The sequence below is a fragment of the Methanobacterium paludis genome (genome assembly GCF_000214725.1).
Classification (GTDB): domain Archaea; phylum Methanobacteriota; class Methanobacteria; order Methanobacteriales; family Methanobacteriaceae; genus Methanobacterium_C; species Methanobacterium_C paludis.
This window is the reverse complement of the sequence record NC_015574.1, coordinates 1,755,613-1,778,322: the sequence shown is the minus strand read 5'-3', so window position 1 is coordinate 1,778,322 and position 22,710 is coordinate 1,755,613. Positions and strand designations below refer to the sequence as shown.

The following is a 22,710-nucleotide window of genomic DNA, read 5'->3' as shown; positions in this document are numbered from 1 at the left end:
ATGGTGGAAGAGTTTAAAGAGTCTGAAGGTTGGATGCCTGTGGAAACGGATGATGAAGGTAGATGGACCCCTAAAAAGATGGGAGATTCAATTAAAGGAATTTATTTAACTAAAAAAACCAGTGTAGGGCAATACAATAGCATAGTTTATGTTATCAAAAATGAAGATGGTGAATTCGATGTGATGGGAACTACTGGCTTAAATAATGCATTTAAGAAGATTCCAGTAGGTCATGAGGTTGCAATTATTTTTAAAGGTGAAAAACCATTGAAACCTCCAAAAAATCCTTATAAAATCTTCAAAGTTTATGCAAGAAAACCAGGCAAAGACTCAAAAGAAGACACAAAACCTGAAACAAAACAAGAGAAACCTGAAATGAACCTTGAAGATGACTCAAAGACTTGGGCAGTTATAGATGAAATTTCACTTAAATTAGAAGAAAAGCATGAGAAGATCAATGAGAAGAATATCACTGCTATGGCTTTGAAGATGCGTAATGATCCTACTGAGGATTTCACCAAAGAAGAGTTTGAAGACGTTAAAAGAGTCGTTAAAAATATCAACTTCGATTAAATTTCTTTTATTTTTTTTAAGGTGAAAGCATGAAGTACACTGTGAAAGTCTATAAGAAAATCATGGAAACAGAAGTTGAGGCTGAAAGTCTTATTTCAGCTAAAAAACAAGTAGAGGATATTCTTGATAAAGATAAGGATTTAATTTTAAGGGTTTCAATACCTCAAGAAAAGCCTCCAGGAACGTTCTTTAAAAGTAAATTTGCAGACTTAGTTATCATTGATGATCCGACCAAAGACTTTGTGGATCCTACAAGTCTTTCTTATAATGAAAAGGTTAGAACTGCAGCCCAAATGCTCGCAAATAGGAACCATAATATGAGATTTTTAGATCCTAGGGTGAAACCTCTCACCTGTGAAGAGATTACAAAGGCAGTAGTTAAGTTACTGGGAGAAAATGGCAACGAATAGGGTTGAATCGGGCTGGAGCCTATACAAAAAAGGACTTGTCAAACTCATAGAAGCAGACGTGGAAAATGCTTATTATGAGTTTGAAGTCCAAGGATCCAAAGGCGAAGTTTACAAAGTCTATTATTATGAGGCATCATGGATTTGTGAATGTTGGGATTTCAAGAGCCATATTATAGATCCTGGAACCTGGCACTGTAAACACTGTGAGGCATGTCATTTTAAGTTAGCTGAAGTTAAGGGGATGAGGTTATGAGTCTTGATATAAGTTTATACAAAGGTGAAGATGGAATAATCGCAATGAATTGGTTTAGAAATCCTTTTGGGCTTGAAAGATGGGCTGAAAAGAATGTGGGGGATAAGGTTAAAATTCAGGATGAAGAAGGTAACAAAGTTACCCTGTGGGATGTCTGTAATAAATGGTGCTATAAAAGGGCAGAAGTTTTAAATTCATTGATTCCTGAAGTCAAAAGAAGAAACCGTCTTCTGTTTAAAGAGGTTGTGGATGCTTATTGGAGTGAGATCCAAAAGTTAGATGAAGGTTTTTTCTTCTTTGATTTACCTACTTATGACCACTTTGTAGGACAGCATACTTCTGTTTTCCCTAATGAATGGGTTTTAACTGTAACATTCACGGAAAAAGAGATAGTAATTCCAATGGACTATTTTAAAAATGAGGTATTCAATCTAGGGAGAGTTAATAAAGGCGGTTTACAGGGTTATAAGGATTGGTTTAAGGAACTGGTGGACTTTGCAGATTTATTACAGAACTTAGATTATACATTTGAGGGGTCAAATTAAGGGGATGAGGTTATGAATGCAATGGAAATGAATCTAATCCAATACAGGGCATGGGATAAAAAAAGGAAAGAAATGCTCATAGTAACTCGAATTCAATGGGACATATTTGGATCTGAGATTGTAATGATTGAAACTTCTAATTGGGTTAAAGATGAGTTAAGGTATTATGATAGTTTTGATGAAGAGGAAGACCAAACAGAACCAGAATACAACCTAAATGACCTTGAATTAATGCAGTTTACAGGAAGGATTGATAAAAATAAGGATCTAATTTTTGAAGATGATATTATTCTATTTGGGGAAAATGCAGTTCATGGTGGAACTCATGGGAAGGTAATTTGGATTAAATCTAGAGGCTTTGTTTATGAGTTCATTGATGGTCAATACAAGGGGAAATGCACTGACATGGATGATGATTGGAGAACTTACGAGAGAGTAGGAACAGTTTACGAGAACCCAGAACTCCTGGAGACTGAAAAATGAATTGTGAAATCAAATATCAAGCATGGGATAAAGACAAGAAGGAAATGTTCCAAGTTGAGCGTATTGATTTAGATTATGAGACTGGAAATGGGGTAGAAACTGTTTATTTAATCCCTAAAAAAGGAGAGGATGATCATCCTGAAGTGAATATTTGCAATGTTGAATTAAGGGAGTTCACAGGTAAGGTACTGGAAGATAAAACCGAAATATATGATGGTGACTTAATAGAAGCTGAATATGTTGAAACATTGCACGTATGGGCTGGAAACACTCACAAAGAAGTAGCACGTGAGAAAATACTTTTCAAAGTTGAAAAACGAAATGGATGTTTCGGATTAGTTCCCCCATTTGGGCCTACAGTATGGTTCCACGAGTTATGGGGTTTTGATGGATCTATTAAGTCTTCATCAGATTATTGCTCAAAACACAGGTATGATTTTGATAAGACTTACCATCGTTTCACCAGTTTTAAGAAAGTAGGAACAATCTTTGAAAACCCAGAACTCCTGGAGGGATGATTATGCACTCTAATGAAGAGTATAAATCTGGAATGGTAATAAATCAAGGGCATGAATGGGCTTTTACAGTCCATCTTAAAAAATATGATAAACGGATTAACAATCTCGATGTAGATGGTAAAGAGATTTTAATTTGTCTTTTAGATAAAGAATTCGATCCACGACTTTACGAAAAGATTTCAATGAATCCTGTGGATTATGGAGACCATTTAGTTGTTACTGTATCTGGATTTACAATAGAATGGGGGGACATACCTACTGGATTTGAAATTAGAGAAAAAATCCATGATTATGTTGGAAAAGTTTTGGATGTTTTAGAATTAAATATTAATTTTGATAATGATTCAAAACTTCCAGCAACTGAATCCAAATAACTTAAATTAAATTTTTCTTATTTTTTATTCTAATTTTTATTATTTTTTCAAACCTTAGTGAACACTTTGGAGGTTGATTAAATGGTTCAAACAGCTTTTACGAATAGTGGAAAATGGTTGAAATTGGATAAACAGGTTAAAAACGAAAAGGAATTAATCAGATTTGAAGAGAAATTCACAAAGAATTATGGTGAAAGCACATCTGAGGGAATGTACGACCACCTGAAGGATTTGAATTTAATTCATCCATCTTATAGAACTCTTGCAGAGAATAAAAAGAAGGCATTGAGGAGTATGGGTAGAAGGATGTCAGATCAACTGGGTTTCACTCATGAAAGGAAATATGACCCTCGAAGTAAGCAGTACAGAACCTTCTGGAGGCATAAGAATGTCTAAAATATCTGATTTTTCAGAGGTAAGGGATGATATTTTATATGCTGAATGGATTGATGTTTCCAGGGAAATTGCAAATATCAAAGCTATAAAAGAGAAATACCCTGAAAGAATGGATTTAGACATGAAATTGCAAAGTAAGGAAGGTTTGCAGGAACTTTACAGGGAAGAATTGTATGTAAGGGGGTTATTAAATGGCAATGGCAACTGAAAAGGTAATCGAAACTGTGAAAGAAGAGAAACCTGTCATGAAGATGTGCAGTAACTGTTTAGAAATCAAATCAGTGGATAAGTTTCCATTAACTATGACAGGTAAAGTAGGCCCTGAATGTCGTAAATGTGCAAAAATTAGGATTGATGGAAGGGCAAGACCAACCATTATACGAAAATCAAATAAACCTGGACTTTTAGGAGGTTTACATCCGAAACCTGTCAAAGAAGATATAAAACCAATTACTAAATCTAAAGAACCTAAAGAGTCTAAAGCTTTGCAGAAAATGTTCTTATTCCCACATGAAGGATTAGAAGATGGAAAAACGAAGACATGTACGCAATGTGGAATAGAAAAACCAATAACTGAATTTTATAGGAAATCTGTAGCTACAGAAGGCCGTAAATCTGAATGCAAAGTTTGCAGTGCCAAAGCACGTGATAGGACCTTACTTGTTTCTGCAAAGAAGAGATTTGATGATATTGTACTTCCATACTCTGAGACTCATCCAAGCTTTACAATAAATGAAATTACGGAAGTATGGCCACGTTCAAGGAAAACAATTGCAAATTATCTCAGTAACATGATAAAACTCGGTTTACTGAGTAAGACGATGGAAAAGGAAGGGAAAAATGGTACTGTGATTGGTGTTTATTCTGTTGTAGGTGATTAAACATGTTCGTACTTGTTGATGTTTGGAAAAAAGAACTGTTTACAATGGAAGATTATGATAAACTAGAAGAAATACAAGAGAGTGTGAAATTCCACCCTTCATATCGGTGTAGTTTATTAATTGATGAGTATGGAGATTTAATGATTGAAAATGGTTGTAGTGAGTTAAGGTACATTGATACATCACATTATGCGTTTGTTAAATATATCAGGGATGATTAAAATGAATGATTTTATTCTAATGTGCAGAGAATTGAAAGAACTTCAAGAGGACTGGAAGCCAAAAGTAGGGGATAAAGTGGCTGTTATCTGGGAAGACAAAACCCAAGTTGAAACATTACAGGAATATAGGTCAAGAACTACTTTAAAATTTACATTTTTTAGAACTTATGATATTAAAACAAAAGAAACTATTTTTAAGTTTTATTGGCACGACATAGGTCACGCACGTAAGATTGAATCATTTAAAGAATTTAAAGAATTGGTTTATTTACCTTCTCTCGATGACCTGGTTAAAAAACTTGGAGATCACTTTGGAGTAACTGGAGATTTAATTCCTTATTATTTCACTCAAAATAATGATTTAGGTGATGTTTGGGATGATTCCTGTTTGATTAATTTCTTGGCTGAAAGTCGTTGGAATAAATCTTGGAACTGGCAAGAAAAGAAATGGGAGCCACTAAAATGACCGTATGCAAACCTCCAAATAACCAAAATCAAAATGAAGACCCCATGGAGTTCCTAATTCAAGAAAATGGAACTTTACGCAAAGAAGTCATGGAACTTTCAAAGTACATAGTTGATAATTGGAATGCAACCCATGACATCGGTACAAAAGTCATAGTTACAGATGACGATGGTAAGACGTTTGAAGGTGTGACAAAGTACAGAGCTTATTTGTTTGGAGGTAATACTCAACCTGTTGTATTTTTAGAGTCTAAGGGAGCTTATGATTTAACTCGTGTGAGGCCATTGGAGGGATTAGATGACTAGATCACCTGAAGAGATTAAAAATGAAATAACAAAGGTAAATGAAAGAATTAACTCTAAAAGGGATTTATTAGAAGAATATCCAGATGATAAAGGGCTTAAATTAAGCTTAATGCAATTTGAAGGTTTAAGAGAAGAATTAAACACAGAGTTAAAAGAATCTTATTCAAAGGATGAAAGAGCAGAGAAATTATTAGGTAAAAGAGGAAGTGGAACGGCCGTATTCATGCCTCATGAACTTGGATATTCATGTCCTATTTGCAGTTCTGAAGATGAAGTAAACTTGGATTGGAGTGAGTATAATTCATTCATATACTGCCATAAATGCAATTTAGACATTCCATCATGCCTATGTGAGAAATATGGAGAACCAATGTTAGGTCAGGATCCATTAAGTCCAAGGGATAGAATTTTAGAATCCACAAGAATATTTTTAAGTTCAGTTGAAGATGCCATCAAAAGAGAAAAGGGATTGGATGAACCAAAATGAAGAGAACCCATGCCCTTATTGTTACAGACCCTGGAACTCTTCAGAAGTTACAAGGAACTCATTAGATTTTAATGCAGATACTGAAGAGTTTAGTGTGGGTGTGGAATGGTGTTGCCCAATCTGTCAAAAGAAGAGCAAAGGCCAGATTAGGATTATTGTAACTGATGAATATAAGGGAATAACTGTTTTTGAAGGGAGGTAATTTGATTGAAAACCAAATATCAAATAATTAAAAATGGATTCTGCCATTATGATGTTAGGATAATCAAAGAATGCGAATATCATTGGGCCGAGGGCACGTTTACTATGGAATCAGAAGCAGGACCATTTATGACTAAAGGAAGTGCAAGACGATTTATTAAATCACTTATGACTCCAAAACCTGATCCTGAACTTATTTGTGAAATAGAAGTTGAGGGGCCTGATTAAATGACTAAAAAGAAAGAAGTGAAATGTATTGGTTCTTATTTCAGTGGATGTGAACCTTCTTACATGGAATGGCACGGAGTCACTATGTCCGTATCTGTTTTTGATACAGAATCAACTTACAAAAAGATTGATGGTGTATGGTACTTGAAAAAAGTGTACAAACATAAACCAAGAGTAACTGAAGCTTATGTTCGAGTTACAAATGCATTGGGGGCCTGAAATGACCGTAATCTGCAAAGAATGCAACGAGGAAATGGAATTTAGAGAGAAATACGGTGGAAAAAACAAGAAGGTTTACAGGTGTTTATCTTGTGGAAATCTTGTATTTGAGGATACGATGGAAAAGAAGGTAGGAAAGACTATCATAATAAAAGGAGAGTAAAACATGGTAAGTGACAATACAAAAGTTCAAGATGGAACAATGAATGCAACTGGAACTAATGATGCAGGTAAAGATTTTGATGCAAGAGAAGCCATGAAAAAGAATGGAATCTATGATAGATTTGATAATTTAATAAAGACAATTAGGGCATTTATAACGTCAGGGAACTATAATGCATGGGTTACAAGTCGGAAAGATAGGGAACGGAAGATAGCAACAGTTGAGGTGATGGTGGATTATAAGGATACTGCAGATATGCTTAAAGATAAGATAGTTTCAATCATGGAAGTTACCAGGGATCAGGTTGTAGCTCCAGATGTAACTTTAGAATTAGAGTTTAGAGCACCTGTAGCAGAATGTATTTTTGATACGGTTGAAATAGAAGTAGATTAAAGAAGCTTTTAAAAAAGCTTCACTAAAACAGTAGGTGGTTAAATGGCAGAAAAAAGTTTAAATTATTATAGTATTTCAGAAAGGGAATATGAAGATTATAGAGAAACAGTAGTTGCCCATGAAAAGAAATTCACTTTTGAAGAGTTTAAAATATTATTAAATAAAGTCATTGAAGAATTGAAAGTAGAAAAAAAGAAAGATCCATCAATCGTAGAGGAAGATAAGGAATTCCTTGAAAGAGAAGAGGTAGTTGAAAAATTAACAACTAAATATGGATTTATTAAAATAGAATCATTTTACAGGGCACATATAGATCCTCATGAGGATTCAAGTAAATTTAAGTTCTACAAATAAGGGGGGGGTCTTAAATGGCAGAAATAAGCTTAAATTACTATGAAATTTCAGAATCCTATGGACATGATTACAACGATGCAACAATACTTTTTCATCAAAAGAAATTCACATTTAAAGAGTTTCAAGACATAGTGATGGCAAGTTATGCTAATGTAAAACTCAGTGAACAGCAAATGGAAAAGGAAGGAAATCCTGAAGAGGCATTAACCTTAGTTGAAGACCTGGTAAAAAATTATGGATTCATTGAAGTAAAACCAATTTATAATGCCCATAGAGAACTGTTTGATGGTAAGATCTATGCAAAAGAATTAGGTGGAAATAAAGAAAAGGTAACACTTCTATTTGATAAGTAATAGGTGATTAAATGGCAGAAATCTACGCTGAATTCAAAAGCAAGGATAAAAGCAATGATGAGAACAGTATGCCAAAGATTTTATGCAATTTACAAGGTCCTGAAAAGGATCTTGAACATATTTTAGATAATGTCAAAAAGGAATATCCTATCTTGAAAGTCAATAAAACAAACCTTTAGGAAAGGTTTGATCGAAATTAAGGAGGTACAACTAATGGAAAATGAATGTATTACTGGAAACTGGGACTGGACTAAACATGATGAAGACATGGATTTCATGAATACGATGTTGAATGGAACTCCTGAAGAAATAGCTAAATTACAGCTTGAATTAGGACTTGTTAAACCTACAGAACATCTAAAAAAAGGAGAATTAGTTTTAGTTGGTTGTACATTATTTGGTGGAGTTTGATCATATTTTTCTTTTTTTATCATTCAAATACAAAAGTATATAAGTAAGTAGTAACAGTACTACATAATAGAGAAGTACAACAGTACTTCTAAAAAAATAAGAACAGGTGAAAAAAATGAAAAAAGCAACAAAAGAGGAAATAAAAGCAGAAATGGACTCATGGGACGAATGTTACACAATAATTATAGATTACAGTGAATTTGGAAGAGATGAAAAAGGAAATTACAGGTAGATTGGGGAGTGAAAATATGGTTGAAGAAAAAAACGTGGAATTAAAACTTGTAGACGTATACGAAGGCGAAGATGTAGAAAATTGGTTTGAAGAACCTTTAGATCTTTCAAGTGAAAATGTGTATGTCATTTTAGCAGAAATCATGAAAGGTGAAGAATTAATCACAGAAGGCATTGAACAGGGAACAACAAGGACATTATTCAATGATAGAGACATTAACAAACTTGACAGTGCCATGCTCGCAATAGTTGTAGATTACAAAGACACATTCACAGGGGATCAAGACGTTTTAATGGGACTTTGCAATGAACATCTTGAAGACATTGAAACGGAAATAAATCAATTATTTTAATTTTAAACTTTTTAGGAGAACCTAACAATGTCAAACATAATCTTACCTGCAGTCCAGGATGATCTCAACATTGTCTTGGAAGAAATATTAAAGAATGAAAAACCTTCTAAACAGAGTTTAGACCAACTAGAATATGACTTAGACCAACTAAAAAATAAACTAGAAAATGCAACTGTTGATGAAGCTCATGAAATTTCAAACTCAATCAATTTGATTGAACGATTGTTAAAAACATACAGGAAAGCAGAGGAGGCCACATCTCCAATAAGGATAAAACGTTCAACTAAAAGGTGTTTGAAAAATCTTGAATATCCTGGAAAAATCAATGAAGGCTATGATGATGCAATTAATTTTTTGATTAATTTTTACGAATCAAGGGATTGAAATGGAAATTTCAAAAACACTATGTAAGCAATGTGAAAGATGTGAAACGTTCACATATTCAAGAACGTTAAAACGAGGAAAACGAAAAGGGGAACTTTTCAAAGTCATTTATTGTCAAGGGAATAAGGATATCATTGAAAAATACAATTTAGGTCCACAATGTACTGGGAGTGACTATGAATACGTGGCAGGCTATAATAAAATATCCAAAAAGTATAAATTCATACCGTCAATTTTCAGGAAATATAAAAAGACGTATATTAATTACCTCAACAAGGATAGGCACGATTTACGCCTTAAAAATCTCCATGAAGTTACCCACACCTGCCATGTACAAGGATATGAAAAAATAGGAATGGATAGTATATATCCTGGAGTTAAACTTGAACAAACAGGTAAAAACCCAAAATGGGAATCAAGAGGGAAGATAGATGGAAAAATAAAGTATTTTGGGCTATGTAATACGGAGGAAGAGGCGGCACATAAATATTATACTACATTAAAAAAGAGGGGGATAATGGTTAATACGCAGACAGAAGCGTATAAACGTTATCAAGATTGGTTAAATACAGTGACATTGATCGATGATCCAAAGCAGGAATTTAAAGAACGTAAATGTATATGTGGAAATTATTTTGTTCCGCGAGTAAGAAAACAAGTATATTGTTCTAAAAAATGCAAGATAAAAGCAGCAAATGATCGAAATAATTTAAAGAGAAATTTAAAGATATAGGCAAATAACTTTTTTTAAATTTAAATTTTTCAAAAGAATATTATCCCTATTTTTTACCCAAATATCTCGCTTTAGTTTATACCCTTTTATGTTTGATATATTATTATGGAACTAAAGGGGGCCTATTTTGAATAACAAGTCTGAGAGTATCACCAAATCAAGACAACAAAATTCCCAACCTTCAAAAATTAAAAAAACAACAATTAGTCCAGGATTGGAAACCTTACCGTCAAGAGTTCAATCTGGAAAACCCCGTTGCAAAGATCATCATGCAACTGCAACAGATATAGGGACATGTCCTTATTCACATATACGAATAAAAAAGAAGTGGAAGCCTGCAAAAGTTAAGAAAGTATATGAATTGGTTGCTAAGAAAAACTTGAAGATAGGAGATGAAGTATACTCTAAAGGGAATACAACACGAGTTCTTGATGTGGAGGGAGGTACAGGATCATTTTTCAGACAATTTGAAATGAAAGGGTACAGATGTCAGGATGTTATCATCAAATATAAGAGCCATCCAAGGATTACATCAGTTATAAACGATCAAGAAGCTGCAATTAAGAATAAAAAGAGAGTTCAAATTTATAAAATTAAAGAATCCCCAGCTTGTGAGATGTGTGGTTGCAGAGTAAATGTAATGGATGAAGATAAAGGTGAAATAGTATGTCCCAACTGTGGTTTAGTACATCAACAGGTACAAATGAAAGATGAGGACGTGTTAATGTGGTAGTTCCACGTTGGGGAGTTCATGAAGGAGTTAAATATACTCCACGGCGTTGTGTATTGAAGGTTTGCCCTATATGTCATGAGCTATTTGTACAACTCAATAAGGGGAAAAGATTGTATTGTTCTAATGTTTGTTCTAAAAATGCAAGAAGATTACAAATGAGGGCATTTAATAAGAGAATACAGGAAAAAAGAGATAAGTTTGATGAGGCTGAAAGGAAAAGAGTAGAGTATGCCCAAAAACTAAGAACTCAGAGAACATGGACTCCAGGAACTATGTCAATTCCTAAAGTTAAACTAGATAATGAAGGAAATCCAGATTATGATGATTATCATCAAAGGTTATCTAGAAAATTGTCTATGATTCGTATAAGATGACCACATTAATTGCAATGGGCAACATTTAGTAAGGGAACATAAAGTTCCCTTCTAATTTTCAGAGGATTACCTCCCTACTGAATTTTTGTATATCTATGTACCACCAAACCTAGGATTTATAGCCGATCCTAGGTCTAATTTTCATATAATTTTAAAAAAAGTATTACTATTCTTTAATCTAAGCCCTTAGAGGGCTTAATTTAAAATGTTTACACGTGTATTTCTAATTTTAGAGTATTACTGATAAACTTTTAAAAAAAGTTTAATCAAAAAATCGGAGGAATAAATTATGGAACCAATAAATGCACAAAAGATTTCTGGTATCATAGCATTGATATCAGCATTTGTAATTGTTTTAATGAACGCAGTAGGTAGTTATGGCTATGTGATTGATTCAATCGTCCATAATATGCCACCTGAATATCAACTAGTAGGATCTATCGTAGTATGGCTTGTATTTATCTTTGCTATACTGGCACAGTGGATATCAAGTATTAAAATCAATGATGAAAACAATTTACTCCAGGCACAGTTAACATCAGAAAGGTTAGATAAGGAGAAAGCAGTTAACAAATTGATTAAAATGTTAGATGAACCAATGGGTGAATATAAGGTAGCGGGAGTGTTTAGGAAAATAGCAGAGAAAAGGAAAGAATAATCCTATTTTTTTATTAGGAAGGGTAGGAAGGAAGGCCAGAATATGCCAAAACAACGAACCAAAGATGAACCTGGAGTGCATTACCCCAAAATAAACCAAAATCAAGATTGTGGTCATGACGAATGTCTCCATGAGGATAGATGGACTGCATTTGAAAAACGATTAAAGGGTGTTGAAGATAAATCTGAAAAGATTGAAGAAATGTTTTTAGAGATAAAGGATGGTTTAAGCACTCTTAGGACGGAGTTAGCATTGAGTAAACAAAGGTCAGAGATTATTAAAGCTGTGGGATTTATCATTTTGGGTGTAGTTGTAACTAAATTAGCACAGTATTTATGGTGATTATGATGTGTACTGACAAGGAAATACTTCAAAAATTCAACATTATTGAAGAGTACATCCATGAAGAGCATCCACACTGTGAAGTTCAAAGAGCCAAAGGAGCTCATGAATTAATAATCAAAGAACCTTTACCTTGTGAGGGTGTCGAAGTATATCAAGATTATAAAGGACTTGCAGCAACATTGAAGAATCATTTTAATTGTATCAAGGTTGAAGAAAAACCTGGTTTAATTTTGATAACTATCTAATTTTAATAGAAAACTTCCTGAAACTTACAGGAAACTTTACAAAAATATCAAGAACTTTACGAAAACTTTTCAGATCTTCAAAGATCTTTACAAAAGTTCCATAAAACTATTTTTACAGTGATTCAAATGACCGATCAAATATGGACCCGACAAAAAGGGGAAAGAAGTAAGGCTTTCCATCTTTTTTGTATTTATCGTGACCTAGGGCCTACAAGATCTATTGAGAAAGTAAGGCTAAAGTTTGGTGAAAGTAAGGGAGAATCCATCTCTTCAACTCAACTTGAAAAGTATTCATCAAACAATAATTGGGTGGAACGTTCAGAGGCCTATGACGATTATGTGGATGAAAGGCAGCGTGAAAAGAACATCAACGCTATTGAAAACATGAATGAAAGACAGGCAGAGGATGCAGTTTTAATACAGAAAGAAGCATTAGATGACCTTCAAGATGCAACAGAAGATGAACGGTCAATGGCTAGTTTAGAAAGCCGTAAGAATGCAGCTGCTAGAACCTGGAAGATTGGTGTTGATGCAGAAAGATTAGCTCGTGGAGTTGCAACTGAAAAGGTTGAACAGAGCGGTACAATCAAGCAAAGACACAGTGGTTCTATTGATACTGCTAATTCGCTTATGAAGGATCCTAAATATATCCAAGCTAAGCGAAAGGCAATGGATGAGTATTATGCAAGTAGCAAAGGCAAAGAGTGAACCTATTGATTTGTGGGATTTCAGCCGCATAGTAACAAATGAAACCTGGGAGCCTAGACCTTATTTAAACCTCATAATTGAATTGCTACATTACTGTATGAATGGTCAGATAGAAAATTTAGCAGTTTCTTTATCCCCAAGGCTTGGAAAATCATGGCAGATTTCAAATATATTCCCTGCATATATCCTTGGAAATAGACCTTATGCAAAGATTATTCTTGTATCTTATGATGCTGAACTTGTTAGAGGTTTTGGAGCAAACGTTAAAGATTATCTAGATACCTACGGCTATTTATTTCCATTAAAGCCAACCTTAAGTAAAGATACGAAAGGAAAAGGCTTCTTTAAAATAAGGAAAACAGATGAAATTCAAAATCCTGGAGAGTTTTATTGTAACTCTACAAATGGTGGAGTTTTAGGACATGGTGGACATTGGATTATAGTTGATGATCCTACCAAAAACATAGAAGAGGCCCAAAGTGAAAGACATCAAGAAAAGCTTTTACAACTGTTTAATACAGCCATCTCTTCACGTAGAGAAAGAGACCCTGTAACTGGACAAAAAGCGGTTACAATTGTTACCCACCAGAGATTAGACCAAAATGATCTGATCGGAACTTTGACAAAAAATCGTAAATGGATAAGTGCAGAGGAAGCTTTAATCAAGTTAAGGAAGGGTGAAAAGTTAGGGGCTACATGGGTTTATCTTCGTTTGCCTGAACTGGCAGAGGAAAATGACATATTGGGCCGTGAACCTGGAGAACCTTTACACCCTGAAGAAAGAGACCGCAATGATTTACTCCAAATAAAAAAGGATATTGGGGAATATGAGTTCAACTGCATTCACCAGCAGGACCCGAAACCTCGTGAAGGAAACTATTTCCAGGATAACTATTTTGAAGTCGTTGATTACCTCCCAAATAATATCATCCAAGAGGTACAATGGGCAGACCTTGCAGCAACTTCATACCCTGAAAACACACCAATAAGCTTACGTGGAGCCGCAACTGCTGTAATCAGATTAGCATTAACGCAGGATAGACGTATCTTCATAACCTACATGGATGAAATGTGGGAAGAGGATGATGTTGTGATGACCAATATCCTTCAGAGTGCAAGACTTGGAGGTAAAAAGTTGCAAAATGGCAACCTTAAAAAGTACTGTGTACCTCAAGATCCGGGTGGTGCAGGTAAAGGACAAGCCAAAAAGTATAGTTTGCAGATGCCAGGGTATTTGTTTGAAGGTATAATTGAACCTAGAAATATGAACAAAGAACAAAGGGCTGTTCCTTTTAGTAATTGGGCTAAAGTGAATAAGGTATATATTTACAATAAAGCTCCCGGTCCTAACATGATGGGATTGAAAATAAAGGGAAAACTAGTATATGAAACAGAGGAAGATGCAATAAATCGTTATAAAAAGGTGTGTACTGCTTTCCCTGGTGGACGGCATAAGGATTTCATTGATGCTTCATCAGGAGCTTTTGGTGAATTTGACATACCTGATGAGGGAGAAAAAGCCATTCCATTCGATCCAAGATTAATGGGTGCAGCATATAGTAGGTGAAAATATGACAGTAAATGATAATCCTCCAATCCTTGCAGATGATAGGATGGATCAGATCCTTAATTTAATACAGAGATATGATCCAACTTTCAGATTCTGGGATATTATACAACTTCTAGACATGCCTGCAGCCAATGAATGGGAGCTCATATTGCATTATACTCGTGGAGGTGCAGGTCCATTTGTAGATCTGCAAAACTACGTGGATCTTGGCATAGGCTGGACTTTAAAACCAAAAGGATTTGAAGATGAAGAGGATGGTAAAGCAGCCCAAAAACTGGTTGAAGAGGATTTCAGACAGCGTGATTTTTACACTACGATGATGCAGTTTGGAACCTATTTCAGAGTCCTTGCAAGAAGTGTCATTGTAAAAACGTATAATGGACTTGGAGAATTTTATAGCAACCCTTATGCAGGAGTAACTGGCGTAGATTGTATCAATCCAATGGGTTTGACTGATGAAAGTATACGTAATGTGATGAAAGATTCAACAGGAACATTAAAATTTCAACAGTTACCAATTGATGGAGCTTCAGGACCTAGTTTCAGCCAGGACAGAGTGATATATAGGACTCAAAACAACCTTTCAACAAGGGCAGTTTTAGGCCATTCTGCCATTCAAAGGTCTTTAACTGATTTACGAACCCTTGCAAGATTCCCACATTACAGAAATAAATTGGGGCATATCTATAGTCAGATCATGCAGTCAGTAAAGATAGACACTGCAAAGATGGGAGAAAGTCCTTTAAAATCAAAGATCATGAACTCTTGGCAGGAAGCTAAAGGTTTACTAAATGACAGTGCAAAATATTACCAAAAAGTTGCAGAACGTGGTGGAACAGCTGCAGGCTATGACTGGATGGATATTGAACAATCATCATTTGCTGGTAAAGAAGTTAAGATGGTGGAACTTGAACAGCAAACCTTGGAAAGTATAGCTTTTAAATTTGGAGTACCTTTAACATTACTTGCTTATGCACAATCACAGGTTGTCAATAGAGCTACTTTGGAAGCATTGACTGATGTTTTCATATCCAAACAAGAAAATGGAGTTAGAAATTCAATATATACTCCAATAATCCAGAACACAGCTCAAGAAGTCTTATATCAAAATGACATTAATGAAGGTCATCTTGAAGTGAGTTATAATCCCTTCTTATCTAAGGACCTTTTAAAAGCAGCCCAAATTGTTGCAGCTGCATGGCCAACTGGAGCAATTTCTAGACCTGAAGTTCGTGGAGAATTAAACTTACCTGCAGCAGTTGATCTTGGTGGTGACGAATGGAAAGATATGGATCCAATGCCAAGTCCTCAAGCAGTAACCGCCGCAACTGGTGAGAAGGTACAGTTAAACGTGGTTAAAAAAGTATTAGCAGAATATGGTTTAATTGCACAGATAAATGGAGGCGTGCAACATGCAAGAGTTCCAATTTAAGAAAAAGAAGTCCAAAAAGAATAAAAGAAAATTCCCTGGAGAAAGGCATGACTTGAAGAAAAGAATTGATTTGGAAAAGTGATGAGGGAATTAAATGAAAGATGAAAACGTTTTAGAACAGTTCACAGATAAAGAACTTCAAACCTTTATGGCATTGAGAGAAAAAAGGACCAAAGAAAGATACCTTGGTTTCAATGATAAATTTACAATGATTTTAAGATTAGAAGATGAGTCTGGTGTTGTGAGAGAAAGCAAACATGAAGAAACAGGCCCTGGAAATGCATGTGCTTCTAATGTAATTCAGAATATTAATAAATTTTTGAGTGAAGATTGAGAGGATTAAATGCTTTGTGAAATATTGATTTGAACATATTTCACCCTATTCTAATTTTTTCTTATTCTGTTCATTTCAGACTTACTAATTATGTACAATTCAAGCATCGTGAGAGCTTTGATTAAATACTTCAAAATATTTACTTCGTTATAGCACGATTTTACGAAGTTGGGGATAATATGTCAGAATACCATGTTCACATTTATAAAATTGAACAAAAGCAGGAATAAATGTTGATGCAAAAAATGAAATTGAAGCCAAACAGAAAGCATTAAACAAAATAAGCGAATTAAAGTTTAGTAAATCTAATACAGATTATTTATTCTTATTTAAAAATGTTAAAGTATCTTTACTCATATAAATTCCTTTTGTGCCATCATTCAATCTTTGAGAATATAATATATTATTAGGTCTAAAACTGATAATCATTTTACCCATATTGATCATTTAATCACCTTTAAAGGAGCTAAACCTTTTAAATCAATATATTCAACTGCAGATTCCCCTAATAATTTAATTAATTCCATTCTTTCCTTTTGATATTCCTCATTATTCTCTTGTGTTGGATGTGATTCATATTTAAGTTTTTTGGAATAGTATTCATCTATACGCTGATTATTACGTTCCTTATAATAATCTCGTAATCCTTGAAAAAACTCTTTATCAGTACTCATTTAATCACCCATTATTTGTTTAATTCCTTTTGGAATTTCATAAAATCCCGTATTTTCCAGTTTGGTTAATATATCTTTTGCAGTTTTTTGTGATTCATTAGTCCATTTATTCCAACTTTCTCTAAGATTTAACTCTAATGATGTTGTCAACATCTCAATTTCATATTCATCCAAATATGAGTTTAACAATCTTTTAATTATATCCTCGTATGTTTCACCCTTAGATCCAATTTTAGAGAGTTCTTCATGTGTTTCATTTGATATTTTTATTGTTTTAACCATTCTTATCACTTATACTATTTATAAATTTTATACTACTTATAACTTAGCATCCATGTTTATTTTAAACAAGTTTTAGAGGTTATCCTATGACTAAACAAATGATTGCAGTTGATGAAGACCTATTTGATAGTCTTCTTTTAAATGCAATTCCAGAAATCAAAGAACTTGAAAAGGCAGCAGTAAAATTAAGAAAAATGGAACATGATTATCCTTTGGTTCTTAAAAAAATTGCACCATTAACTTTTAAACCAAATCTAAATCTTGGTGAAGGTAAAGCATCAGAAAGGAACCTTGAATATCGTCAATCATTATTAACATGCTTGGAGGACTCAGTTAATACTCCTACCTCTAAATTATTAGCTAAAAAACTTCCAACTACTTCTTTTGAGGAGAAATATTCAGAAATAAAAAAGGAAATAGGACTTTTTGATGGATATATTGAGGATTATATATCCAATGGACAAGGGATTGTTAAAGATTATCAAACCAATACTTATAAAATAGGTGCAGATGAGGCAACTTCTTACCTTCTTGCAGCTGCTAAAAAACAAGGTGCAAAGTACAAACCTATAATACCAGATAATCCTGTGAGATTGCAATTTATCATTGATTGGCAACAAAAAATGATTGAAGATTACGGACTAGTTTTAAGAGGCAGAATACGGAACGCATTTTACAGTAAAGGTTGGTCGGATGGATATGGCAACTCAGCAAAAGGTTAAACCTCAGCTGATTGATGATGATCCTGACTATGATCTTGATGGATATTATCAAGATGCAAATGAAAAATCTGATGAGGATAGTAACTGGCTTTTTGAAACTGCAGGATTACTTGGTGCTGCATTTGTAGTTCAAAGTTTACAACCTTCCGGTGCAATAGATTCCCCAGTTTTAGCAGACACACCTATATCTGTCAGTGATATTCCAGATGATACTTTCAACAGTATCATGAGAATGGAGATAGACCCCGCAAATATGGACGCATCAGTTCAAGATTTATCCTATGCCTTCAGTGATGCGGATTTAAAGCAATATCAACAAATGGGTGAAGAACTCAAACAGCAAGGAAGACTTGAAGACACTAGAACAGTTGAAAATACTTCAATGAGATGGGCCGAACAAGCTAATGACAAAATGGGAATGTTTGGAGACTTAGAAGCGTATAAATCAGGAGCTCTTGACACTTATATCCAGGCCGTAAATGAATATGGAGCATCAATTCAAATACCATGGAACCCAACCGGCCCCAATACTTGTGATGAATGTTTGCAAGCAGTTGATGATGGCCCATACCCTGCAGACCAATTTCCAGAGCCAATACACTTCGGAGACCAGTGCAATGACCCAATGGCTGACCCAGTGATTGTATTCCCTGAAGAGGAAGTTTTCAGTTCATGGACTAAAAGATTAAAAGATTCAAATTTATTTTCTAAATTTTTTAAGCATTTAACTAAATTTTTTAAATAATTTTTATTTTTAATTAACTAATTTTTGGAGGTGATTAATTGACAAGCCTATTAAAGAAAGAATTCACATTCAAGATGCCAATTACTAAGTCTTATGAGGGCAATGATGGCTATTATCACATCGAGTTTGGTATTAGTAGCGATCAGGATGACTTACAAGATGACTACATGACCAAGAACGCAATCAATGACATAGTCAAGCAAGCAAAAGGCCTAGGTTTTAATCCAGATACTAAGGCTTATACAGGAATTAACATTGATGATTACCATAAAGACGGTTTAAGAAGTTTAATAGGTCCTGTTGTTGATTCATGGGAAGAAAAACAAGGCGTAAGTTCAATAGTCTATGTAGATTTAAAGGTAAGAAAAGAATGGGAAGACACAATCAGAGATATTATTGATACAGGACTTCCATTAGGTGGAAGCATAACTGGAAGTGCAACCAAAACATTACCTCGGAACAAAGAAGGAAAACGTGGAATTGATGGAATAGAACTCTACAAAGCAGCATTAACAGATATACCTGCAGCATGGGATACAAGAGGAACAGCAAGAGCAGTGGAAAAAGCATGCCCAATGTGTAATCAGATCATGAAATCATTGGATCTTGAAAAAATCAAAAAGAGCGATTATGTAGTCAATCAGACGTGTCTTGATTTTGCAAAAGAACAGATAAATGATGGAAATGTCAACAACGGCCCATGGAGTAAACCATTATTTTCTGATTTTGATAGTGACATTGATGAATACAAGAAATATGCCTTAGCAGTACATCCAGACATGGATGCGGAGTTATCAGGTAGTTATGGCTTTGAGATTGGAAAGAACGGTAAAATATACCGTCAAGGAGTTATATCTGCTAAAACTGCAGCTGCAGGAGGTATGAGTTCAGCTGGTAAAAATACGGCACTCTATGATGCGGCGGATGAACTCTTAAAACTGATTGACGACGATGAGAATAAAAAATCTATTGGAGGGAATCATGTGAAAGTTAAAAAAGATGTAATAACTGTAGACAATGCCTTTGAAACAATACAAGCAGAGATAAATGGAGCATTAGACCAGAGATACGGAACTCCTAGTCAATATGGTGGTTATAATCGTAACTGCCAGCTTCAATATACACAACCAGACTCAATTATCGTAAGCGATAGTTGGAATTTAAGCAATAGTGATGACATTTACAAAATCCCATACACTCGAGAAACCAAGGATAATGGAGATACAGATGTCAAATTAGGTGATCCTGTACGTATTAGTTTACAGATGGTTACAAAATCATTAGAAGAAAGTAAATGGGTTATTAAAGCCGTTAAACCAAAAAATAGAGGTGGTAATGTGACAGATAAAAGTTTAGAACTCCCTGAAGATTTAAAAGGGATGGATGAAGGAATATTAAAGAAAATTAAGGAAGGTGGAGATGAGGTTAAGCAGTTCTTTAAAGGATTGCTTGGAATCGAAGAGCCAACACAAGAACCAGGTTTAGAACCTGGACCAAATGGTGGAGCTGGAGATCCAGCCCCTACTACAAATGGAGGTGTAGTTGTGGATAAAAATATAAACATGGAAAAAAAGGTTAACACTCTTGAAAAAACTGTTGAAGACCAGGATAAGCTCATTAAAACACAGGGTACAATGATTGATACTCTTAACAAAAGAATTGAGAAGAAAGACCACAATATCCTCGTTTCTAAAGCTCTTGAAATGCATAAGAAATTAAACCCTGTAGGTCCTGAAGAACCAGAACCAAATTACACAGAAGAGGATTTAACCAAAGCTCTTGTTGAAGAGTACGGTCTAACTGAAGAAGAAGTTAAAGAGGACCTTGATAAAGCCATCAAAGATGGAAGTAGAATCATGAAAGGAATCCTCAAAAGAACTCCTGATGGAGATATACCTGATGTATTTGATGATGGCCTAAAGAAGGATGCAGACAAATACGCTAAGGAAGAGAAAGCCCTCAGAGCAGAATTAGATAAACAAGGAAGGGAGTGATTAAGATGGGAAAAAGACCATTTAATGGACATGAAATAGCTTTAGACCTCACTGCAGGTGTAGCCATACCAGAATATACTATCGTTGCCATAGATGCAACTGATAAAACAAAAGTTAACCTTGCAACTGCAGGATCACAGCCTTTAGCTGTTGCAATACCAACAGATGATGAAATGATGTCTGATGGTAATGGAGGTTTTGTTAAAAGGACTGGGTATCAGATAGGGGAAAGTCCAACCCTTTATGATTCAGGAACTCTTTGGGTTAAACTTGGAGGCCCTGTAAACTTTGGTGATATACTTGTACCTATGGCTGGAGGACTTGCAGCTGCAGAAACTGCACCGACATTTTCAGCATCACCAACAAAAGCTGAATTAGATGCTGCATTTGCAGAACCAAAAACAAGACTTGGTAAAGCTTACAAAGCAGGTCAAACTGGAGATATAATTCCGTTTAAATCATTATTGTAAAAAGGAGGCGTAAATATGGGATACTTACCACAAGCAATTACAAATTATTACAGTACTCAGGTTATAAAGGCTTACAAGGCCCCATTAGTAGGAACATTTTTACTTGCAAGAGGAGAGGATTTACCACCAGGTAGTGCAACAGTTACCAGAGATCAGGTTGCAAACTTCACAGGTAAAGCCAAAAGAGGATTTAAATTAAGAACTATACCTCGTGAAAATGGAGAGAGGACACCTAAAACCGTTCAAGTTGTAGAGCATGCATACGGTTTTGATATGCATAGAAAATCTCTTGATGCCTACAAACGTGAAGGAACTTCAGCCCTTAATGGGGAAGATGCAAGGCAGTCCGGTAGAATTGTTGCAGAAAGTCTTGATGACATAATTTTCAATGGTGATAAAAATAGAGGCGTTAAAGGAATCTACGAGGATGCAGGTTTAACTCCATTTGTTTTAGCAGATGGTAAAGCATGGAACCAGGTTGGAGTTCCTGATGATACCATAGTTGAAGCTGTTGCAGAACTTGCAAGCACTCAACTATACACAGGAATGCCTATGAAATTAGCTTTAGATCCTCTTGCATTTGGCCAGTTATCTAAAAGGGTTCCAAATACAAGTGCAACATACCTTGATTTCATAGCAAAGATACCACAGTTCCAAAATGGAGTTAATGATATATACGCAACAGCAGCTTTGGCTGCAGGAACTGGTCTTCTTGAATACTTTGGTGTAGATATTGCTGAAAGGAACGTTGAAGAGGATATCAACACATTCCCAGTACAGGGTGGAGTTCCTGACAAGGGAGATATGATATACTTCAATACTGAAACCTTCCAGGCAACAGATATACACCACTTTGATGCATTCCTACCACTTCAGAACCTCTTTGATACAACTCCTTAAACAAGGAGTTTAAACTTTTTATTTTTAAATAATGGAGGTTTAAGAAGATGACAAAAGGAAAGAAAACAGAAGAGGTTAAAGAACAGGTTTCAGGAACTGAGGAAGTTAAGGAGCAGGTTCAGAAAAAACCAGAAAAGGAATTGAGTGATGCTGAAATTGATTTACAGATCAGACAATTAAAACAGGTTAAGATAAAGAACCACCTCAAAGATGAAGAGAAAAGGATTAAAGAGATTAAATGTCCCAAATGTGGGAAAAACTTAGGTTTAAAACCTGAAGATTATATGCAAAAAGGCAGTAAGGCCACTACAATTGAATGTCCAAAATGTGAACAGCTCATATATACTCTTGTAGAGTACCATGACGAACCCGAACAGACATCAGCAAGGATGGCCACTAAATCCAAAGGGTACGCATGGGAAACACAGGCCCCTGGAATATGGAAAGATAAACATACTCTCAGATGGGCTAAAGAAGAATCTGAAAAACTGGAAAATAATGCAAGTAGATTAACTGAAGAAAACCAGAAGATCCTAAGAGTACAGGCACTGATTCTAAAAGAACTTAAATTAATTAAATGATGGGGGAT

At 34.9% G+C, this 22,710-nt stretch carries 43 protein-coding genes; 41 read left to right on the top strand and 2 right to left on the bottom strand.

Annotation, left to right across the window (positions count from 1 at the left end):
- The 35 genes from MSWAN_RS12330 (at window position 1) to MSWAN_RS08130 (ending at window position 16,334) form a co-directional block, all read left to right on the top strand.
- Window positions 1-573, top strand: coding sequence for a hypothetical protein (locus MSWAN_RS12330; RefSeq protein ID WP_013826186.1), 573 nt, complete (start codon window positions 1-3; stop codon window positions 571-573).
- Window positions 574-602: 29 nt separating this feature from the next.
- The gene (locus MSWAN_RS08285; protein WP_013826185.1) at window positions 603-983 is read left to right on the top strand and encodes a hypothetical protein; all 381 of its coding nucleotides are present in this window, start codon (window positions 603-605) and stop codon (window positions 981-983) included.
- Window positions 970-1,236, top strand: a complete 267-nt coding sequence (locus MSWAN_RS08280; protein WP_013826184.1) for a hypothetical protein — start codon at window positions 970-972, stop codon at window positions 1,234-1,236. Before MSWAN_RS08285 ends, MSWAN_RS08280 begins: the two co-directional genes overlap by 14 nt.
- A complete protein-coding gene (locus MSWAN_RS08275; RefSeq protein WP_013826183.1) occupies window positions 1,233-1,781 on the top strand; it encodes a hypothetical protein in 549 nt (182 codons plus the stop codon). Before MSWAN_RS08280 ends, MSWAN_RS08275 begins: the two co-directional genes overlap by 4 nt.
- A gap of 12 nt (window positions 1,782-1,793) precedes the next feature.
- On the top strand, window positions 1,794-2,264 hold the full coding sequence (locus MSWAN_RS08270; RefSeq protein WP_013826182.1) for a YopX family protein: 471 nt from the start codon (window positions 1,794-1,796) through the stop codon (window positions 2,262-2,264).
- Complete coding sequence (locus tag MSWAN_RS08265) at window positions 2,261-2,782, top strand: YopX family protein (RefSeq protein WP_013826181.1); 522 nt, start codon at window positions 2,261-2,263, stop codon at window positions 2,780-2,782. Before MSWAN_RS08270 ends, MSWAN_RS08265 begins: the two co-directional genes overlap by 4 nt.
- 2 nt (window positions 2,783-2,784) lie before the next feature.
- Window positions 2,785-3,156 carry a hypothetical protein gene (locus MSWAN_RS08260; RefSeq protein WP_013826180.1) on the top strand — a complete coding sequence of 124 codons (372 nt, stop codon included), beginning with the start codon at window positions 2,785-2,787 and terminating at the stop codon, window positions 3,154-3,156.
- 81 nt (window positions 3,157-3,237) lie between these two features.
- Window positions 3,238-3,552 (top strand): hypothetical protein, encoded by a 315-nt coding sequence (locus tag MSWAN_RS08255; RefSeq protein WP_013826179.1) that lies wholly within the window; start codon window positions 3,238-3,240, stop codon window positions 3,550-3,552.
- Entirely contained in the window at window positions 3,545-3,760 is a 216-nt protein-coding gene (locus MSWAN_RS08250; RefSeq protein ID WP_013826178.1) for a hypothetical protein, read from the top strand. The genes MSWAN_RS08255 and MSWAN_RS08250 overlap by 8 nt, the downstream gene beginning before the upstream one ends.
- Window positions 3,744-4,433 carry a hypothetical protein gene (locus MSWAN_RS08245; protein WP_013826177.1) on the top strand — a complete coding sequence of 230 codons (690 nt, stop codon included), beginning with the start codon at window positions 3,744-3,746 and terminating at the stop codon, window positions 4,431-4,433. Before MSWAN_RS08250 ends, MSWAN_RS08245 begins: the two co-directional genes overlap by 17 nt.
- Window positions 4,434-4,435: 2 nt before the next feature.
- The gene (locus MSWAN_RS08240) at window positions 4,436-4,654 is read left to right on the top strand and encodes a hypothetical protein (protein WP_013826176.1); all 219 of its coding nucleotides are present in this window, start codon (window positions 4,436-4,438) and stop codon (window positions 4,652-4,654) included.
- A gap of 1 nt (window position 4,655) precedes the next feature.
- Entirely contained in the window at window positions 4,656-5,120 is a 465-nt protein-coding gene (locus MSWAN_RS08235) for a hypothetical protein (protein WP_013826175.1), read from the top strand.
- Complete coding sequence (locus MSWAN_RS08230) at window positions 5,117-5,425, top strand: hypothetical protein (RefSeq protein ID WP_013826174.1); 309 nt, start codon at window positions 5,117-5,119, stop codon at window positions 5,423-5,425. The genes MSWAN_RS08235 and MSWAN_RS08230 overlap by 4 nt, the downstream gene beginning before the upstream one ends.
- Entirely contained in the window at window positions 5,418-5,912 is a 495-nt protein-coding gene (locus MSWAN_RS08225) for a hypothetical protein (protein WP_013826173.1), read from the top strand. Before MSWAN_RS08230 ends, MSWAN_RS08225 begins: the two co-directional genes overlap by 8 nt.
- Window positions 5,899-6,114: a hypothetical protein gene (locus MSWAN_RS08220; RefSeq protein ID WP_048188046.1), complete on the top strand. Its 216-nt coding sequence runs from the start codon at window positions 5,899-5,901 to the stop codon at window positions 6,112-6,114. Before MSWAN_RS08225 ends, MSWAN_RS08220 begins: the two co-directional genes overlap by 14 nt.
- Before the next feature lie 5 nt (window positions 6,115-6,119).
- A complete protein-coding gene (locus tag MSWAN_RS08215) occupies window positions 6,120-6,341 on the top strand; it encodes a hypothetical protein (protein WP_013826171.1) in 222 nt (73 codons plus the stop codon).
- Window positions 6,342-6,560, top strand: a complete 219-nt coding sequence (locus tag MSWAN_RS08210) for a hypothetical protein (protein ID WP_013826170.1) — start codon at window positions 6,342-6,344, stop codon at window positions 6,558-6,560.
- A gap of 1 nt (window position 6,561) precedes the next feature.
- Entirely contained in the window at window positions 6,562-6,723 is a 162-nt protein-coding gene (locus tag MSWAN_RS12820) for a hypothetical protein (RefSeq protein ID WP_013826169.1), read from the top strand.
- A 3-nt stretch (window positions 6,724-6,726) separates the two neighbouring features.
- A complete protein-coding gene (locus tag MSWAN_RS08205; protein ID WP_013826168.1) occupies window positions 6,727-7,116 on the top strand; it encodes a hypothetical protein in 390 nt (129 codons plus the stop codon).
- Between the two features lie 42 nt (window positions 7,117-7,158).
- Window positions 7,159-7,470: a hypothetical protein gene (locus MSWAN_RS08200; RefSeq protein ID WP_013826167.1), complete on the top strand. Its 312-nt coding sequence runs from the start codon at window positions 7,159-7,161 to the stop codon at window positions 7,468-7,470.
- 14 nt (window positions 7,471-7,484) lie between these two features.
- Complete coding sequence (locus tag MSWAN_RS08195) at window positions 7,485-7,823, top strand: hypothetical protein (RefSeq protein WP_013826166.1); 339 nt, start codon at window positions 7,485-7,487, stop codon at window positions 7,821-7,823.
- Window positions 7,824-7,834: 11 nt separating this feature from the next.
- Window positions 7,835-8,002 carry a hypothetical protein gene (locus tag MSWAN_RS12815; RefSeq protein ID WP_013826165.1) on the top strand — a complete coding sequence of 56 codons (168 nt, stop codon included), beginning with the start codon at window positions 7,835-7,837 and terminating at the stop codon, window positions 8,000-8,002.
- Between the two features lie 34 nt (window positions 8,003-8,036).
- Window positions 8,037-8,234 (top strand): hypothetical protein, encoded by a 198-nt coding sequence (locus MSWAN_RS08190; RefSeq protein ID WP_013826164.1) that lies wholly within the window; start codon window positions 8,037-8,039, stop codon window positions 8,232-8,234.
- A 233-nt stretch (window positions 8,235-8,467) separates the two neighbouring features.
- On the top strand, window positions 8,468-8,818 hold the full coding sequence (locus MSWAN_RS08185; RefSeq protein ID WP_144011571.1) for a hypothetical protein: 351 nt from the start codon (window positions 8,468-8,470) through the stop codon (window positions 8,816-8,818).
- 27 nt (window positions 8,819-8,845) lie between these two features.
- Window positions 8,846-9,202 (top strand): hypothetical protein, encoded by a 357-nt coding sequence (locus tag MSWAN_RS08180; protein ID WP_013826161.1) that lies wholly within the window; start codon window positions 8,846-8,848, stop codon window positions 9,200-9,202.
- A gap of 1 nt (window position 9,203) precedes the next feature.
- Window positions 9,204-9,935, top strand: a complete 732-nt coding sequence (locus MSWAN_RS08175; RefSeq protein ID WP_013826160.1) for a hypothetical protein — start codon at window positions 9,204-9,206, stop codon at window positions 9,933-9,935.
- 127 nt (window positions 9,936-10,062) lie between these two features.
- Window positions 10,063-10,668 carry a hypothetical protein gene (locus MSWAN_RS08170; protein ID WP_013826159.1) on the top strand — a complete coding sequence of 202 codons (606 nt, stop codon included), beginning with the start codon at window positions 10,063-10,065 and terminating at the stop codon, window positions 10,666-10,668.
- Window positions 10,662-11,042: a hypothetical protein gene (locus MSWAN_RS08165; RefSeq protein WP_048188044.1), complete on the top strand. Its 381-nt coding sequence runs from the start codon at window positions 10,662-10,664 to the stop codon at window positions 11,040-11,042. Before MSWAN_RS08170 ends, MSWAN_RS08165 begins: the two co-directional genes overlap by 7 nt.
- Window positions 11,043-11,331: 289 nt before the next feature.
- Window positions 11,332-11,700: a hypothetical protein gene (locus tag MSWAN_RS08160; protein WP_013826157.1), complete on the top strand. Its 369-nt coding sequence runs from the start codon at window positions 11,332-11,334 to the stop codon at window positions 11,698-11,700.
- Between the two features lie 42 nt (window positions 11,701-11,742).
- Window positions 11,743-12,042, top strand: a complete 300-nt coding sequence (locus tag MSWAN_RS08155) for a hypothetical protein (RefSeq protein ID WP_013826156.1) — start codon at window positions 11,743-11,745, stop codon at window positions 12,040-12,042.
- Window positions 12,043-12,047: 5 nt separating this feature from the next.
- A complete protein-coding gene (locus MSWAN_RS08150; RefSeq protein WP_048188042.1) occupies window positions 12,048-12,290 on the top strand; it encodes a hypothetical protein in 243 nt (80 codons plus the stop codon).
- Between the two features lie 126 nt (window positions 12,291-12,416).
- Window positions 12,417-12,998 carry a hypothetical protein gene (locus MSWAN_RS08145; RefSeq protein ID WP_013826154.1) on the top strand — a complete coding sequence of 194 codons (582 nt, stop codon included), beginning with the start codon at window positions 12,417-12,419 and terminating at the stop codon, window positions 12,996-12,998.
- Window positions 12,973-14,565, top strand: a complete 1,593-nt coding sequence (locus MSWAN_RS12325) for a hypothetical protein (protein ID WP_052296853.1) — start codon at window positions 12,973-12,975, stop codon at window positions 14,563-14,565. The genes MSWAN_RS08145 and MSWAN_RS12325 overlap by 26 nt, the downstream gene beginning before the upstream one ends.
- Window positions 14,566-14,569: 4 nt before the next feature.
- Window positions 14,570-16,000, top strand: a complete 1,431-nt coding sequence (locus MSWAN_RS08135) for a phage portal family protein (protein WP_013826152.1) — start codon at window positions 14,570-14,572, stop codon at window positions 15,998-16,000.
- Window positions 16,001-16,094: 94 nt separating this feature from the next.
- On the top strand, window positions 16,095-16,334 hold the full coding sequence (locus MSWAN_RS08130) for a hypothetical protein (RefSeq protein ID WP_013826151.1): 240 nt from the start codon (window positions 16,095-16,097) through the stop codon (window positions 16,332-16,334).
- A gap of 443 nt (window positions 16,335-16,777) precedes the next feature.
- Here the strand turns inward: MSWAN_RS08130 and MSWAN_RS08125 are convergent, their stop codons facing one another.
- Together MSWAN_RS08125 and MSWAN_RS08120 are read right to left on the bottom strand one after the other, a co-directional pair.
- Window positions 16,778-17,008, bottom strand: a complete 231-nt coding sequence (locus MSWAN_RS08125; protein ID WP_013826149.1) for a hypothetical protein — start codon at window positions 17,006-17,008, stop codon at window positions 16,778-16,780.
- Complete coding sequence (locus tag MSWAN_RS08120; protein WP_013826148.1) at window positions 17,009-17,290, bottom strand: DUF7557 family protein; 282 nt, start codon at window positions 17,288-17,290, stop codon at window positions 17,009-17,011.
- Window positions 17,291-17,376: 86 nt separating this feature from the next.
- Between MSWAN_RS08120 and MSWAN_RS08115 the strand changes: the two genes are divergently transcribed.
- Genes MSWAN_RS08115 through MSWAN_RS08090 form a run of 6 tightly spaced genes read left to right on the top strand, consistent with a single transcriptional unit; the run spans window position 17,377 to window position 22,702 of the window.
- Complete coding sequence (locus tag MSWAN_RS08115; RefSeq protein WP_013826147.1) at window positions 17,377-18,012, top strand: hypothetical protein; 636 nt, start codon at window positions 17,377-17,379, stop codon at window positions 18,010-18,012.
- Window positions 17,984-18,757, top strand: a complete 774-nt coding sequence (locus MSWAN_RS08110; protein ID WP_048188041.1) for a hypothetical protein — start codon at window positions 17,984-17,986, stop codon at window positions 18,755-18,757. The genes MSWAN_RS08115 and MSWAN_RS08110 overlap by 29 nt, the downstream gene beginning before the upstream one ends.
- 38 nt (window positions 18,758-18,795) lie before the next feature.
- Window positions 18,796-20,751 carry a hypothetical protein gene (locus tag MSWAN_RS08105; protein WP_013826145.1) on the top strand — a complete coding sequence of 652 codons (1,956 nt, stop codon included), beginning with the start codon at window positions 18,796-18,798 and terminating at the stop codon, window positions 20,749-20,751.
- 5 nt (window positions 20,752-20,756) lie between these two features.
- Window positions 20,757-21,221, top strand: coding sequence for a hypothetical protein (locus MSWAN_RS08100; RefSeq protein WP_013826144.1), 465 nt, complete (start codon window positions 20,757-20,759; stop codon window positions 21,219-21,221).
- 15 nt (window positions 21,222-21,236) lie between these two features.
- On the top strand, window positions 21,237-22,121 hold the full coding sequence (locus MSWAN_RS08095) for an encapsulin (RefSeq protein WP_013826143.1): 885 nt from the start codon (window positions 21,237-21,239) through the stop codon (window positions 22,119-22,121).
- A gap of 47 nt (window positions 22,122-22,168) precedes the next feature.
- Window positions 22,169-22,702, top strand: a complete 534-nt coding sequence (locus tag MSWAN_RS08090; protein WP_013826142.1) for a hypothetical protein — start codon at window positions 22,169-22,171, stop codon at window positions 22,700-22,702.
- Window positions 22,703-22,710 lie beyond the last annotated feature (8 nt).